11 protein-coding genes are annotated in these 13907 nt (G+C 62.7%); 3 read left to right on the top strand and 8 right to left on the bottom strand.

From position 1 onward, the window contains the following. Nucleotides 1–66: 66 nt before the first annotated feature. Together IEX97_RS10315 and IEX97_RS10310 are read right to left on the bottom strand one after the other, a co-directional pair. Entirely contained in the window at nucleotides 67–2295 is a 2229-nt protein-coding gene (locus IEX97_RS10315) for a M28 family peptidase (RefSeq protein ID WP_188882835.1), read from the bottom strand. A gap of 118 nt (nucleotides 2296–2413) precedes the next feature. Beyond that, nucleotides 2414–3856 carry a hypothetical protein gene (locus IEX97_RS10310; RefSeq protein WP_188882834.1) on the bottom strand — a complete coding sequence of 481 codons (1443 nt, stop codon included), beginning with the start codon at nucleotides 3854–3856 and terminating at the stop codon, nucleotides 2414–2416. A gap of 299 nt (nucleotides 3857–4155) precedes the next feature. Here IEX97_RS10310 and IEX97_RS10305 point away from each other — a divergent pair, with 299 nt between their 5' ends. Next, nucleotides 4156–4530, top strand: coding sequence for a type II toxin-antitoxin system HicB family antitoxin (locus IEX97_RS10305; protein ID WP_188882833.1), 375 nt, complete (start codon nucleotides 4156–4158; stop codon nucleotides 4528–4530). On the opposite strand, the gene IEX97_RS10300 is transcribed toward IEX97_RS10305, so the two are convergent. Continuing rightward, the gene (locus tag IEX97_RS10300; protein ID WP_188882831.1) at nucleotides 4525–4827 is read right to left on the bottom strand and encodes a DUF2653 family protein; all 303 of its coding nucleotides are present in this window, start codon (nucleotides 4825–4827) and stop codon (nucleotides 4525–4527) included. The genes IEX97_RS10305 and IEX97_RS10300 overlap by 6 nt on opposite strands. A 92-nt stretch (nucleotides 4828–4919) precedes the next feature. Continuing rightward, nucleotides 4920–5414 (bottom strand): hypothetical protein, encoded by a 495-nt coding sequence (locus IEX97_RS10295; protein ID WP_188882830.1) that lies wholly within the window; start codon nucleotides 5412–5414, stop codon nucleotides 4920–4922. Nucleotides 5415–5640: 226 nt separating this feature from the next. Between IEX97_RS10295 and IEX97_RS10290 the strand changes: the two genes are divergently transcribed. Beyond that, nucleotides 5641–5907 carry a hypothetical protein gene (locus IEX97_RS10290; RefSeq protein ID WP_188882828.1) on the top strand — a complete coding sequence of 89 codons (267 nt, stop codon included), beginning with the start codon at nucleotides 5641–5643 and terminating at the stop codon, nucleotides 5905–5907. Nucleotides 5908–6013: 106 nt separating this feature from the next. Here IEX97_RS10290 and IEX97_RS10285 read toward each other — a convergent pair whose 3' ends face one another. From IEX97_RS10285 to IEX97_RS10275, 3 genes are read right to left on the bottom strand one after another with little or no spacing between them, the layout of a single operon-like run. After that, nucleotides 6014–8761, bottom strand: a complete 2748-nt coding sequence (locus IEX97_RS10285; RefSeq protein WP_229776802.1) for a restriction endonuclease — start codon at nucleotides 8759–8761, stop codon at nucleotides 6014–6016. Nucleotides 8762–8791: 30 nt separating this feature from the next. Then, nucleotides 8792–10684, bottom strand: a complete 1893-nt coding sequence (locus IEX97_RS10280) for a site-specific DNA-methyltransferase (protein ID WP_188882827.1) — start codon at nucleotides 10682–10684, stop codon at nucleotides 8792–8794. Then, nucleotides 10684–11514 carry an SDR family oxidoreductase gene (locus IEX97_RS10275; RefSeq protein WP_188882826.1) on the bottom strand — a complete coding sequence of 277 codons (831 nt, stop codon included), beginning with the start codon at nucleotides 11512–11514 and terminating at the stop codon, nucleotides 10684–10686. Before IEX97_RS10275 ends, IEX97_RS10280 begins: the two co-directional genes overlap by 1 nt. A 309-nt stretch (nucleotides 11515–11823) precedes the next feature. Here IEX97_RS10275 and IEX97_RS10270 point away from each other — a divergent pair, with 309 nt between their 5' ends. After that, nucleotides 11824–12399, top strand: a complete 576-nt coding sequence (locus IEX97_RS10270) for a hypothetical protein (protein WP_188882824.1) — start codon at nucleotides 11824–11826, stop codon at nucleotides 12397–12399. A gap of 170 nt (nucleotides 12400–12569) precedes the next feature. On the opposite strand, the gene IEX97_RS10265 is transcribed toward IEX97_RS10270, so the two are convergent. After that, nucleotides 12570–13904 (bottom strand): MBL fold metallo-hydrolase, encoded by a 1335-nt coding sequence (locus IEX97_RS10265; RefSeq protein WP_188882822.1) that lies wholly within the window; start codon nucleotides 13902–13904, stop codon nucleotides 12570–12572. Nucleotides 13905–13907 lie beyond the last annotated feature (3 nt).

Here is a 13907-nt window from a genome sequence, read left to right as displayed (position 1 = left end):
GACTGGATTCTGGAGGGGATCATCTCGCAGAAGACGGACTGACGCCAGGTGTGCGCTATTTGACGCTCACGCCCCGCCCGGCATGACGACGCTTACACTGTAATTGCCGGGACTTTGGATCCCGCCGGTCATCTCGTTTGTGGATTCGGACGTGCGGTGTGCGGTCGCCCATCCCTCTTTAGAGGAGGTCACAAGGTAGATCCGAATCTTGCGTGCGATATTCGGATTGTAGTTCCACCACTCATCCTCGTCCCACAACTGGTCGAGCATCGGAACCAAGCCTGGGATGGCCTGGGCGAACTGCGGCTCATAATAAACTTGGAAATGCGAGGTCTCGACCATCGACATCGTGTGGCCGACTTCCGGGACGTTCACTTGCTGCACCTTGGATGGATCGAACGCCGCTGGCGGGTCGGTCACCGCCGACAGGTAGAAGATCAACTGCTTCGCGATGGCCATGGAGTTCCGCAGGGACTTCTGCTTGATGTTGGAGAACGTGTCGGTTGCCGCGTCCTCGGTCGACTCGCAGGTGCGGATGAACACGTTCGGAATCCCAGCGGCGTCCATCTGGGCGTTGTCGAAGTTGTAAAGTGCCGCCGTGTCTGCGTCGGCGTCGTGGACCTCCTGGTCGGGGTTGGGGTCGAGCTTCACGGCGAACTTGGCCGCTGCGTCGAGTTGAGTGTATTTGCTGTTGACGGCGAGGTATTTCTGGTCCTCAGTACCGCCTACATCATACAGGTTGATATCGGCCACGATTTGGCCGACGTTCCCCCGGTGCTGCAGGAACCACCGGATCCCCGCGCGGTCATAGCACTCGCTCCCGATGGCGGCGAACAGAATGTTGACGTCCGGCTGCGTCTTCAGGCTACGGTAGTACTCGGCCAGTCCGGCAAGGTCGCCCACGCCCGAGGAGTCCGCGCTCGCGCCGGGGAACACCGTTCCGTCGGGGAGCGCCCCGTAACCGTCGAGGTTGGCTTCGACCATCACCGTGCGAGATGGGTCTTTGCCTGGGATCATGCCGAGGACGTTGTACGAAATCTGGTCCGGGACCCGCGTGATCTGTACGGTCCCCTGGACCTTCGCGAATACGGTCTGCGGAGACGGTGAGGAAAGGTTGATCCCCACGCTTTTCGCGACCTCAGGCGAAATGTAGAACGCCAGCACGCCGCTGTTCTCGTACCGCAACGGACGCTCGAAGCTGCTGATGGGGTACATGGCTCCGGAGATGATGAGCACGCCGGACGCACCCTGACTTTTGGCGTACTCAGCGCGATCAATCACTCCAGTCGGCGATCCCGCCCCCGTCGTGTCGTCGGTGAATGCAACGATCTTACCCCGCACGTCCAATCCCGCGTAGTCAGAGGAGTAGCCGTTTCCCACATAGACAACCTCATCACCGGTCAGCGTGCCCGAGTCCGACATCCCGTGAACTTTGAAATCATGCAAGAATGTAAGATGCTTACCGTTTACTGTAAGGGTCGGCATCGCCGCGAACCAGGCCAGACCTGTCCGGTACGCCTGCAGGAAGGAGCCGGAATCCCCGACCGGGACCAGGCCGAGCTGCTGAAACACCTTGGCCACGTACTGCGCGGCGGCAGTGTAGTCTTGGGTTCCCGGTTGACGACCTTTGTACTTCGGATCGGAAATTTCCTTGACGACATCATACGCAAACCGATCGTCGGGGACGTAGTGACTGAGCGGCAACCAGGACGTTGCTGCGGGGTGATGCTGGGGCTGACTCGATTGTCGACGGACCTCACCCGTCTGTTGTTGAGTCTGCCTCTTCTGATGCTGTAACGTGCTGTACGTGACTGCGAAGGTTCTTGCGTTTACCTTCGCCCCTTTCAGCAAAATCGGTACCCAGCCTTCCGGAATGAGAATCCGGCCACCCAACTTGACCACCTTGCCGCTCGGCAACGGAAGATCCTTGCCGGCACAGGTGACCGTCCTACTTCCGACCGTCATGGAGTATCTGTTGCTCCCCAGGACCGCCGAGATGGAGATCCCATGCTGACTCAGTGAACCGCCAGTTGCCTTGGCGAGATCCTGCAGTGACACGTAGACGACACCGGTCTTCGGGTCCTTGTAAAATGAGAGCGGGAATTGCTGGCCGTTGACCGTCACCGTGGTGGATTGCGCTGTCTTTTTTGCCACAACTGTGTTGTAAAATTGCGTAAAATCCTTGGGCGTATGCTCTACCACCGCCTCCTGCGCGGCCGCTTGAGCAGGCCGGGCGACGACACAAGCCACCATGATGACGGCAGTGAATCGTACGATGGATTTTCTTCCAATCAACGCCTGGGCTCCTCCTTGAAAACAATCATATAAATCATACACAAAAAACTGTTTTGGCCGGGTCGCCGAGTATAACGTTTGCGGGAAATCTGCTGTATTTCTGCTGTTTTATCGAGGTCTACGTCCACCCACTGTAATCCCGATGATCCTCCGGATACCACTTCACCATGATGCTCGGAGCATATCCGTCCGAAGGATTGCGCGCAAGCAACGAATCAGCCAGCGGCACGTTCCAAATGCGGATCTGGGTGCGCGCTGGATCCGTGGTGTAGAACGTGACACCCCGGAGATCGGCGAGTGTGGCGGGGCGTGTACCAAAGACAGGGTCCGCCACTTCGGTCACGTGGATGACGGCCAAGCCGTTTTCCTGCGTCACGTAATACCGCAGACAGCGCTGCACCAAGTTATAGGTCAGCAGCCGGCTGGTGCGCGCGACGAGAATCCGACCGCTTCGGTACTCATGCGCCAACATCCGCAACGCGGAAATTCCGTTCTCCGGCAACGGCCGCACCTCGTTGTCCGCGCACAGGTGCTGGGCAAGGATGGCGTACTGATGGCGGCGCTCGATGCTGCGCAGGTTGGCCAGGCTCAACTGCTGGCTGAGGTGATCCACCGACCACACCCATTCCGAGCGGTGATGGCGCGTATAGCCAAGGATGGTATAGCGCCAAAAGCCCCATACCCGGCGCCCGTCGGGCAACCGAATGGGATACAGCATGGAGTCGTGTCCAAACACGTCGCTTTGTTGATCCGACCAGACAAAGCGAACGCCGTACGGAATGAGCAGGTCCGTGTGGTAATAGGGGGAGTTCGGATTGGCGCCCTGCTGATACCGAAAGAAACGTCGCACCCCGTACGAACCAAAGTTGTCCACGTTCGAAGGATTGCCGTGATCGGTCCATACGGTGACGAAGTCGTGGTGCGCGCGCAGGGTGGCCAGCGCCTGCGCCGCCAGGGTACGGCGGAACATGGTCTGCCGCGGATCCCGCATGCTGAAATCGCCGTACGTGTGCATGGTGTCCATCCAACCACAGTGGATGTAACGGTCGATGATGCGGCCGTCCAACACCTCGCCGCTCGTCCCGCGAAAGTACGACAGTTCGCCATGAATCGGCGTTCCGTCGTAGTCGATGGCTCCGGGCAGATTGGAGGCGTTGTACATGAAAAACGAATCCGCCACATCCAGGCCCAATCCGCGTCCCATGGGCGTCATCTTCGTCGTGTTGAGAAACTGGTGAATCAGGTTGAATTTGCGCAGCGTCTCGTGGTCTGCGTCCGAGGAAATGGCGAGCATCGCCTGGTAAGGATAGGGGAACTTCCGCAGGCCCAACACCTTGACCGGTACGGCCGGCGTGGCCGGTGCGGTCGGTGCCGCCGGTGCAGATCGCAGGGTACGTGCGGTGCTCGCCGCAGCACCGGCAGGTCCGCCCGGCGCTGAGTGGTGCGGCTGCGATGGGTGTTGGTCCGCAGCATTCGGCTGCCCCTGCGCGCATCCGGATACCATCCAAGCAAAGAAAAAGACCCCGGTGACGACACAAACCCGTGCTTGCCTGTTGAACAACCATGCTCCCTCCACCCGTGCCGTATACGGCATTAGTGTGGAGATTGCGGTTCATTTCATACCGGGCGAACCGCCGCGCGCGAAAATGTCAGCCTGAATCAATACGTCGTGTATCCGTTGTCCCGCAGCCCGCTTCCGGGTATTGCAAAGACACTTTACGTCCGATTGAATATTGCTCCATGATACTGCATATGATACTATCGGGGTAAGCAAGTGCTTGTGGTTCCATACCACAAACCCTATGTGAAACAGATCTATGTCGAGCGTGCCATGGAACTGCTTGAAGGAGGCGAAGGGCCATGAGTCAACAGAAAAACTTAGAATACTACATGAAGCTCCCTTACCGGATTGTTTTGTACCCCGCCCAAGAAGGAGGCTTCGTCGTCGAAATCCCGGAACTGCCTGGATGTTTGACCCAAGCGGACACCATTCAGGAAGCTTACGAAATGATAGAAGATGCCAAACGGGCGTGGATCGAAACTGCGTTGGAAGAAGGCATGGATATACCGGAGCCTCAACAAAACGACGATTACTCCGGGCGCTTCGTGGTGCGCATACCAAGATCGCTGCATCGCGCCTTGGCGGAAGCAGCCGAGCGCGAAAATGTCAGCCTGAATCAATACGTCGTGTATCAGTTGGCCCGCAGCATGGCCACCGCAAAGTTCAAATCATAACCGAACCACCACATCCGCCGCGACGCCCGTTTGCGGGCTGAACTGTACATCCACGAGCAACTGTTCCGGCACGAAGTTGTGGTAATTCGCCAGGTAATACACCACCGCATCCCGGATGTCCTGTTCCGAGAGGCGATGCTCCGCCCAGCCAAACCGGAACCGGGCGGATGCAAAGACGCCTTCCCCTACCCGGTATTGCAGGTCCACCTCCACGTCTTCCGGCGAACGGCCGTTCGGCTCCGCCACGTAGACGCAACACGCGTCGATCACGTCCTGCTCATCAAGGAAGATCCGCATCCTGACACCTCGCGTTTCCGTCACCTGGGCGCCGGACGCCCGCGGCCTCCATGCCGGCCTCCCGCGACCTGAGCGCCTGCCCACGAGCCACCTTAACGCCGGCCGAACAACAACCGCCACACGACGGCGATGACCACCGCCAAGATGATGATGTCCAACAGGAACCCGAAGAACGAAAAGCCAACGCTGTGGTAGACGCCGCCGTACATGTACGAATACCCGAACGGATGCAGCAGGTGGCCGAGCAAAAGCCCAGCGCCGAACGCCGCCAAATGCGATCCGATGCTGCGGCCACGGCTTGCGGCGGCCCCGCCGTATCCGTATCCGCCGGTGTACGAACGCGCGACCCGGGACGACGGCCCGCGATAGCCCGAATGATACGTTGAGAATCCGGCCCCTGTCACGCTGCCCGCGCTGCCCGCATGCGATCCGAATGTCCAACCGTGCCCGTATCCGCTGTGGAAACTGGCGTGCCCGCCGCTGAAGCTCCCCGCCCATGCGGTGGAAGGTGAAAAAATCAGGCTCATCAGCACCAACAACCATCCGACCCACGCCTTGCGCAGCATGGTCATGCACCTCAATCGCATGTCGTGTCCTTGTCTTCCACTTTACATCATAGCACGGAAGGCGCGGATGGGTGCAGAAACGATGCCAACATCCTCACGGCAACACCGGCAAAGTTATGGTGAACATATGGTGAAATCATGTATTATTTATCAATAAATATTTAAGAACTTGTGGACAGGCGGGGTGCACCGCGTTACAATCAAACGTGTATCCCACCCAGACGCACGAAAGGAGGTGTCTCGCCAGGTGAGGAAGTGGTGGATTGCGTCTGCATGTGCCGCGCTCTGCACGTCCATCGCGCTCTTGGCGCCGCTGGCGGATGCGGCACCGAAGCAAACCGCCAAGCAAGCGGCGACGGCGACCGCCCATCATAAGGCAACCGCCAGCCATCAAGCGACGAAGACGACCGCCACGTCCGGTCACGGCAGCAAGCACAGCGCGACGAACACAAAGTCCGGCGCGGCGAAACATGGAACAGCCAAGCATGCAGGCAAGAAGCCGGCGAAAAAGTAACACCTGTCCACGCGGCGGATCGCGACCGGCGGCACGAACCTATCCCCCAACCCGTGCGCGGCGCAAAGCCTGTCCCAGAGACGGCTTCGTGCCGCGCACGCTTTCTTCACACCTCGTCCGGCCGCGTGACCAAACGGTACTTCACGCCAAGGGCCGCAAAGTGGGCCTTGGCGCAGCGGACCTTCAACCGCTCCTCGCCACGCAGGCCGGCTGGATCCACCGTCCCCTTCGTCTCGTACACCGCGTACACCTTCTCCCCGCCGGGTTGTGATTGTTTGACCACCGCCCAGTCCGGTGTGTGGGGACCGGCCGGGGTGTCGATGCGGAACCAGCGCGGCAACTTGACGAAGAACAAGACGTCCTCCCGCGCCTGCAAACCGGCGGCGAACGCCGCCTCGATGTTGGAATCCACCTCCAGGTACGGGTATACGGACTTCTCGACGGCGACGACCCGCGACTTGTGCATGATCACCTCTGCGGCAAACCCGCCGTCGCCTGTCCCGGCCGTGCAAAAAAAGGGCGGATACGCCTCCCCGGTCGGTGCATAGTGGATCCCCTTGACCATGTGTCGCTCCAGCACCTCGCGGATGGCCCGCACCGCCCCATCGAGAAAGGCTTCCGGGTTCACCAAAGCGTCGGCGAGGCGGCCGGACTGGACGAGAATCTCCGCGATGGTGCGGCGCGTCAGCTCCGTGTGCTGTTGAATGTAGCCGATGAGGTCCGGGACCGGATGGGGCGCCACCGCCGGAGATACGCCGGCCACGGCGGATGCAGCGCGGGCCGCAAACGCCATATCCCCCGCGGCCATGGCCGCCGGAGCCGCGCCGGCACCCGCCGGTGCCGGCGGCAGGGGCCGCTCGCGTACGCCAAGCAACCGGGTGGTCACCCCTCGCGCCGTGATGTCCAGCCCGCCTTTCACCACGCGCACCGACGGCACCGCCACCGGCGGCATCTCCCGCAAGGCCGCCGCCGCCTCGGCGGCGAGCTCGGCTGGATCGAACGCCACCGTGTACCGCGTCTTCCAGCGGATACGGTCCCATAAGGCCATGAAATCGGGGTGCTCGTTCAATCCAGGCCGTATGCGCACAACCATCCGCTCGCGCGCGTTGTCCGGCGCCGGGAACCGCTCGCCGGTCTCCAGCTCCATCTCCGTCTGCAGCGCCCGCGCGAAGTCTTCGTACGACTCGTTGGCGATGACGGTCAGCCGGTTGACCGGGTGCCCGATGACCCGCACGCCCGTCTCGTCCACCGGCAGCCGCAGCCCGCGGCCTATCTCCTGGCGCTTGCGGATTTCCGATTTGGCGTCGCTGAGGGTGCAGATTTGAAACACGTTGGGGTTGTCCCAACCCTCGCGCAGGGCCGAGTGGCTGAAGATGAACCGCAGCGGCTCGTCCAGCGACAGCAGGCGCTCCTTGTCCTTCATGATGAGCTCGTACACCTTTTCGTCTTCCTGGCTGTGGCCGGAGGTGTCTTTGGCACGCCCCTTGCGATCCGTCGCGAAATACCCGCCGTGCACCTTGTCCACCGGCGGCAAACCGAGTTCACGGTACCGCGGCTGTCGGGACAGCTCCCGGTACGCCGCCTCGAACCAGCGGCGGACCTTGCCGTCCGGCTCCGCGTAGTGCGCGACGCGATCCAGGAAAAACAGCGACAGCACCTTGAGGCGCCGACCGGGCGGGAAGGCGTGCAGCACCTCGAGCTCCTTCTCCAGGTGCTCCTGTACCGTCTCGTACACCTGCGCCCGCATGACCTCGTCCTGGTGCGGCCCCCATGTCTCGCCCACGCGCAGGACCACCCCGTTGGTAAACACCACCTGGCCGCGCGCGGCGTCGATGTGATCGACCACATAGCCTTGGTACGCGGTCCGGCCGCCCGACAAGGCGACCAAGTCCGTCCCGTTGCGGCTGACCTGCACTGTCTTGCGCACCGGACCGCGGTCTGTCGTCACGTCGATGGTTAGCCTGGCGGCCACTTTGGACCTGCCGGCGGTGATGGACTCCACGCGGATGAACCCGCGGCGCAAGTCTGGCTGGTCGAGCACCGCGTTGACCTCGATCCGCTTCACCAGCTGCCGGGCGTACGCCTCGGCCGGCCCGAGCCGGTACAACAGGTTGTACACGCGGCGGTGCGTCGCGCTGTAGCGAAGGGTGCACAGCGGATGGAGGCTGGCGATGGCTTGGCGTGCCTGCGCAGACTCCATGTTTTGCGGCTCGTCCAAGATGACGATGGGCCGGGTCTGCTGGATGAACTCAATGGGCTTACGCCCGAACAGCTGATCCAGTTCGCGGTGGATGACGTTGTTCGCCTGCTTGTTGAAGGCGTCGATGTTGATGACGAGCACCTGCAGCTTGTCGGAGGTGGCGAACTGGTGCAGGACGGAGGTACGCTTGGCGTCATAGGTCCAACAATCCCAGGGGTAGGACCCATAAAGCTCCGCAAAATGCTCCCTGGTCATGGCCACGCTCTTGAGGACCCCTTCGCGAATCGCCACGCTCGGCACCACAATGACGAACTTGGTGAAGCCGTACGTGGTGTAGAGGGCGTGGATGGTGCGCAGATAGACGTACGTCTTGCCGGTACCGGTCTCCATTTCAATGGAAAAGTCCATGCCGGGGTGGACGGTGTCTTGCCGGATGCCGTGGCGCGCCTGGATGCGCTGCAAATTGGCTGCGATGGCCGGCCAGTCGAGGGCGAGGTGGTTGGCGAAACCCCGCTCCGTCAGCTGGCCGCCCAACCCGGACCCCAACGTGACGTAGAAGGAGGCGCCCGCGTGCGGCTGGCCCTCAAACAGGTCCACCACCGCGGCCACAGCCTCCAGCTGGTAGGACTGGTTGCGGTCGAACTGGATCTTCACGCGCGCCGTGCCTCCTTGACCATGCGGTCCTCACACTGTCTGGAACGCAATCCCGTGCGCCTCCAGCCGCAGTTTGGCGTTCAGTTTGCGTTCGTCCCGCCCGTGAAACGCGGCGTCGAGCGCCACCACGCGCGCCGGACGCAGCGCCGCGATGGCTTCCACGTCCGCCGCCGACACCTCGTCGGCCAGACACACACACAACGCGCCGTTTGCCACCATGTACGCCCGGCCGCCGCACAGGGAGAGCTTTGCCACCGGCGCCGTGAGCGGCAGGCCCGCTTTGAGCATCACCTCGTACAGGATGTCGAGATCGCTGCGGCCAGGCAGGACGTGATCGGCAAACAACCGGACTTGCACCGCCAGCGCCGCGGCGTCCTCCGCCGCGCCGTCCCAGACACGGAAGTTGCTTGGCGCGAGGCGGAACACCTTGAACCCCGTATCCACCGCCGCACCGGCATCCCCCGCCGCGATGCGCGATCCCGCCGCCCGCAAGCGGCCGCACATGAGCGTGAAGATGTCCTCCGCTGCGCCGTCCGCTGCAGCGGTGGCGGCGGTGTCCGGGTCATGACCGCCGATACGTTCGGGCAGCTGCACGAGGAGAAAGCGGTGGCTCGTCCCTTGCTCCGCGTTCACCTCCATCACCGCGTGGCCGGTCGTCCCGGAACCGGCGAAAAAGTCGAGGACGAGATCGCCCGTATCGCACGTCATGGCGATGAGCGTCTTGATGAGCGCGCGGTTCTTCGGATTGTCGAACGGGATGCCGAGATCGTGGAGCGACTCGGAGGCGAGGATGTCCGTCCAGTTGGAGGTGCGCAACACCCCGGAGCTGGGCGGCACCCAGTGCTCGACCCCCTGGTTCATCCCTTGCCCGTTCGGGTTGCGGCGGATGAACCGCTTCGTGCGGCCGGTCTGCTCCCAATACGCCTCGAGCGACATCTGCGCCGCATAGTGTGCCAGGTACTCCTCATAGTTGCGGACCGCCTCTTCGGCGACCTCCCGCTTCCACTTCCACTGCCCGGACGTGGGCGTCACCCCGAGCAACTCGTAGCGCATGGTGGGCCGATCCGCCGCGTTCCAAAACCCTTTCCAGTACCCGCTGGTCTTGCGCGCCTCGCTGGCCTCCCGGTAGACGGGGTTGAGCATGGCGCGCGGCGAGCGGCGGTAGACGAGGACGTACTCAAAGCCCACCGCGAGCGAGGGCAGGCCGCGCTCGACAAACTGGAGGCTCAGGTTCTTGTCGAAGCGGCGCACCGCCAGGGTGTTGACGTGGTTCTCCTCGCCGAACACCTCGTTCATGAGCAGGCGCAGGTGGTGGACCTCCTCGTCCCCGATGGAGACGCAGATGAATCCGTCCTCGGCCAGCAGGTTGCGAGCGAGGAACAAGCGCGGATACATCATCGACAGCCACCGCGAGTGCAGCCGCCCGGCCTTGTCCACGTGGGTGGTCAGCCGCGTCCCGTCGTCCGCCACCTGGCCGGTGTAGCGCAAGTACTGGCGCAAGCCGTCGCGGAAGTCGTCCGCGTAGATGAAGTCCTGGCCCGTGTTGTAGGGCGGATCGATATAGATGAGCTTGACCTTGCCGTAGTACGCCTTCTGCAGGAGCTTGAGCACCTCGAGGTTATCGCCTGCGATCACGACGTTCTCCGTCTCGTCGAAGCGGACCGATTCCGCCGGTGCGGGCAGGAGCGTCGCCGTGCTCGGCACACGCACGTGCTGCATCGCCTCGCGCTTGCCGGCCCAGGTGAAGCGGTAGCGCTCGGGTTCGTCCGACGGTTGGGCCTTGAGCCACGCGGCGAGCTTCGCGAGGTCCAGTTGGCCCTCGGTGAACACCTCGGGCATCAGGGCGCGCAGCTGGGCCATGCGCGCTTGCCACGGATCGGGAGACGCGAGGGGCAGCCTGTCCACAGGAGTCACGTCCCCCATCAGCCGTTCATCCTCCGAAACGCTTCGTCCATCTCGGCGCGCGACATGGTGCGCGCCCGTTCGGCGGTGCCGTAGGCGACTTCGGGCAGGCCCTGTGCGAGCCCGGGCAAGATGCCCTGGATGAACTCGTCCACCGGGATGCCGCGGTAGGTCTGGCCGCGCCGCGCCCGCGCCCCTTGATCCAGCTCCGTGTCCACCATGGGCGGGATGACCTCGATGACCTTGACGGCGGTGTGGCGCAGCTGGTGGCGCAGGCTCAGCGTGAAGCTGTGCAGGGCCGCTTTTGTGGCACAGTAGACGGGCATGCGCGCCATGGGTGTAAAGGCAAGCCCGGACGTGACGTTGAGGATGGCCGCCTGCGGCTGGCGTATAAGGTGCGGGATGAACAGGGCCGTAAGGTGAATCGGCGCCTCAAGATTAATGCGAATTTCCTGTTCCGCCGTCTGCCACGCACCGGCCGGACGGGCCGTTGCGGCGGCCTGAACCGCATCTTGCGCGCCGCCCATAGGTTCTGCATCCGGTTCGGCTGCCTCTTCCGCCAGAGCCGAAAAGTCAATCTCACGCTGAATCCCGGCATTGTTCACCAGCACGTTGAGGTCCGGGAACTGCGCGACGGCCCATTCGTACAGCGCCACGCGATCCCGCTCATTGCCCACGTCGCAGACGCGGATGGTGAGTTCCGGGTGTTTGGCCTGGGCCTCGCGGAGCTTGTGCTCGCGCCGGCCGCAGATGATGACCTTGCTCCCATGCCGCAGAAACGCCGCGGCGAGACCCAGCCCGATGCCGGTGGCCCCGCCGGTGATGAGCACCGTGTTCCCGGAGAGGTTCATGCGCGTGCCGCCCCCTTGTGAAGCGAATCTTATCCCTTGTGAATGAATCGTACTTTAGGATAGCCGTCAGGTGGAAACAGGTATCGTGAGGAGGCCTGGGTCGTCCTGCGAGCAGACGGACCCAACCGTTATCCAAGTATAACGCCGCCTTAAGGCGCATGGCCAATGTTGGGGTGGCGCGAAGCCTTGGCGAAGGAGTTCACACAAAAATGAAAGTTTTTTGTCCGAACTGTGTGGTATGATGCTGGTGAAACACACGGGACAAGCGGCGGAACCCGGCATGCTGCCGATGTTTCAGGGAGGCTACCGATGAGCGAAGAGCGCTTGGATCGCATCGAGAACTTGGTGGAACAACTCAGTGTTCACGTAGAAAACGGAAACGCGATGCTGAGAGCACTCGTATCCCAATTCCAATCCTTCGAGAAATATGTAAATACCCGCTTCGACACGCTCGAAGGCCGATTCGATGCGCTCGAGGGCCGATTCGACACACTCGAAGCTCGGTTCAACGCCCTCGAGAGCCGTTTTCAAACGCTCGAAGGCCGGTTCAACGTGCTCGAAGATCGCTTTAACGCGCTCGAAGATCGTTTCAACGCGCTCGAAAGCCGATTTCAAACCCTCGAAGGCCGATTCGATGCGCTCGAAGACCGGTTCAACGCCCTCGAGAGCCGTTTTCAAACGCTCGAAGACCGGTTCAACGTGCTCGAAGATCGCTTCAACGCGCTCGATCAAGCCCTCACCGTGCGATTTGATGCGGTCGATACCCACCTCGAGCACATCGAAAGTCAGCTCTACCGCCAGCACGTTCTCGAAAAGCGCGTCGACAATCTCACGGTCCGCGTGGACAACATCGAGGCACGACTGCAACTCGAGCAGCAAGATTGACGGCCAGCGATTTCACGGCGTCAGGCCGCCAAAGAGCGCGTGTTTGCTCCCTTTGGCGGCCTGACTTGACGGTCTCGGCGACCTTTTTCCGCCATGGCGGCACGGCATTGTTCATAGGCCCTCGCCCGCACATCGAAACGGAGACTTTGGCGACATCCCGTTCAGCCGAGTCAAGATCGGCGTACTGCCGATGTCGAAGTGCCGCCGGCAGGGATGTCGGCGACGGAGTAAGCCACGCCGTACTCCGGCAACACCCGCGCCAAGCGCGGCGAGTCAATCCGCTCCGGCGCCAGCGAGTGGATGGGCATGAGCAGCCGGGGCGCCATCCGCTCCGCGAGCGCGATGACCTCCTCCCGGCTGGCATGGCCGCTCGACGAGACGGACACCAGTTGCAGCCGGAACGCATCCAGCCAGTGGCGGAAATTGGTCCAGGCGGGATCGAACGGACCGAGGGGATAGCCGTTGCTGTGCATGTAGATGCCGCCCGGCTCCGGTTCGATATCGATGAAGCGGATGAACCGATGGTACGGCATGCTGATGAGAAGGTCCTTTTCCCGGCGCCGCACCGCCTCCGGCCGTACGGCGGGCAGTTGCATCTCCCGCAGCCAAGCACGGACAGGCTCGGTCGTGTCCTCCGCCGGCCACCAGATGAGGCACTCCGGCAGATCGCCCGTCAGGTGCGCATAGAGATACAGGTCTTCCGGCTCCACCACCACCGAGCGTCCTGCCGTGCGGGCAGCGGTGAACATCGCGCGCAGACGGTCCGGATTCCACGGGTAATAAGTGAAGTACGCGCCGTGCCGGGCTTCCCGCAACACCGCCGCAATCCGATCTGCGATGTCCGGCTCAGGGATGTTTTCCGCGTCTGCGGCTTCGTTCGCCCGTGTGCCTTCAATCCAGAGCACGTCGGGGCCGAACGCGCAGGCGGCGTCGGCGAACTGCAGCGTTTGCTCCGGGCGGCAGCCGTGCAGGCGCAGGTCGCCGGTGTACACGGCGCGCAGATCCGGGGTTTCAATCAGCAGGCCGCAGGCGCCAGGAATGTCGTGATCGACCGGAAGGAGGGTGATGCGAAACGGGCCGAAGGTGACGATCTCGCCGCTCTTCGCCGTCAACCGCGCCGGGTGACGTCCGGGACCTTGGCCAGCGTCCGCCAACAGGTCCATCAGCCGCGCGCTCTCCGTGTGCATGAGCACAGGGATGTCCGGCCGCAGATACGGCAACAGACTCGTGTGGTCCGGATGCAGATGGCTGATGGCGACCAGCGTCTGCGCGCCCTCCGGATCCGCCTCATCCCCCGTCAAGAGGCCGGGGATGCGCGGGGCACAGCGCATCGCCTGCAGGTCGCGCACACCCCGCGCAGTCAGGACCGCATCGAACACCGGCCGGGCTGGATCGAAGGGGCGGCCGAGATCAAAGACCAAGCGATGGCCCCCGTGCCGCATCTCGATGATGGTGCCGCCAATGGTGCCGACGCCGCCGTGAAAGCGCCAAACCGTCTGCGCCATGCG

Origin of the sequence: Paenalicyclobacillus cellulosilyticus (genome assembly GCF_014647315.1) — a bacterium.
Classification (GTDB): domain Bacteria; phylum Bacillota; class Bacilli; order Alicyclobacillales; family Alicyclobacillaceae; genus Alicyclobacillus_J; species Alicyclobacillus_J cellulosilyticus.
This window is presented reverse-complemented; position numbering and strand designations above follow the sequence as displayed.

Bases quoted from the DNA above. Each gene is read 5' to 3' on its own strand.
- IEX97_RS10305 (WP_188882833.1), top strand. From the start codon at position 4,156: ATGAGTCAACAGAAAAACTTAGAATACTACATGAAGCTCCCTTACCGG.
- IEX97_RS10300 (WP_188882831.1), bottom strand. From the start codon at position 4,827: ATGCGGATCTTCCTTGATGAGCAGGACGTGATCGACGCGTGTTGCGTC.
- IEX97_RS10295 (WP_188882830.1), bottom strand. From the start codon at position 5,414: ATGCGATTGAGGTGCATGACCATGCTGCGCAAGGCGTGGGTCGGATGG.
- IEX97_RS10280 (WP_188882827.1), bottom strand. From the start codon at position 10,684: ATGGGGGACGTGACTCCTGTGGACAGGCTGCCCCTCGCGTCTCCCGAT.
- IEX97_RS10275 (WP_188882826.1), bottom strand. From the start codon at position 11,514: ATGAACCTCTCCGGGAACACGGTGCTCATCACCGGCGGGGCCACCGGC.
- IEX97_RS10270 (WP_188882824.1), top strand. From the start codon at position 11,824: ATGAGCGAAGAGCGCTTGGATCGCATCGAGAACTTGGTGGAACAACTC.
- IEX97_RS10265 (WP_188882822.1), bottom strand. From the start codon at position 13,904: ATGGCGCAGACGGTTTGGCGCTTTCACGGCGGCGTCGGCACCATTGGC.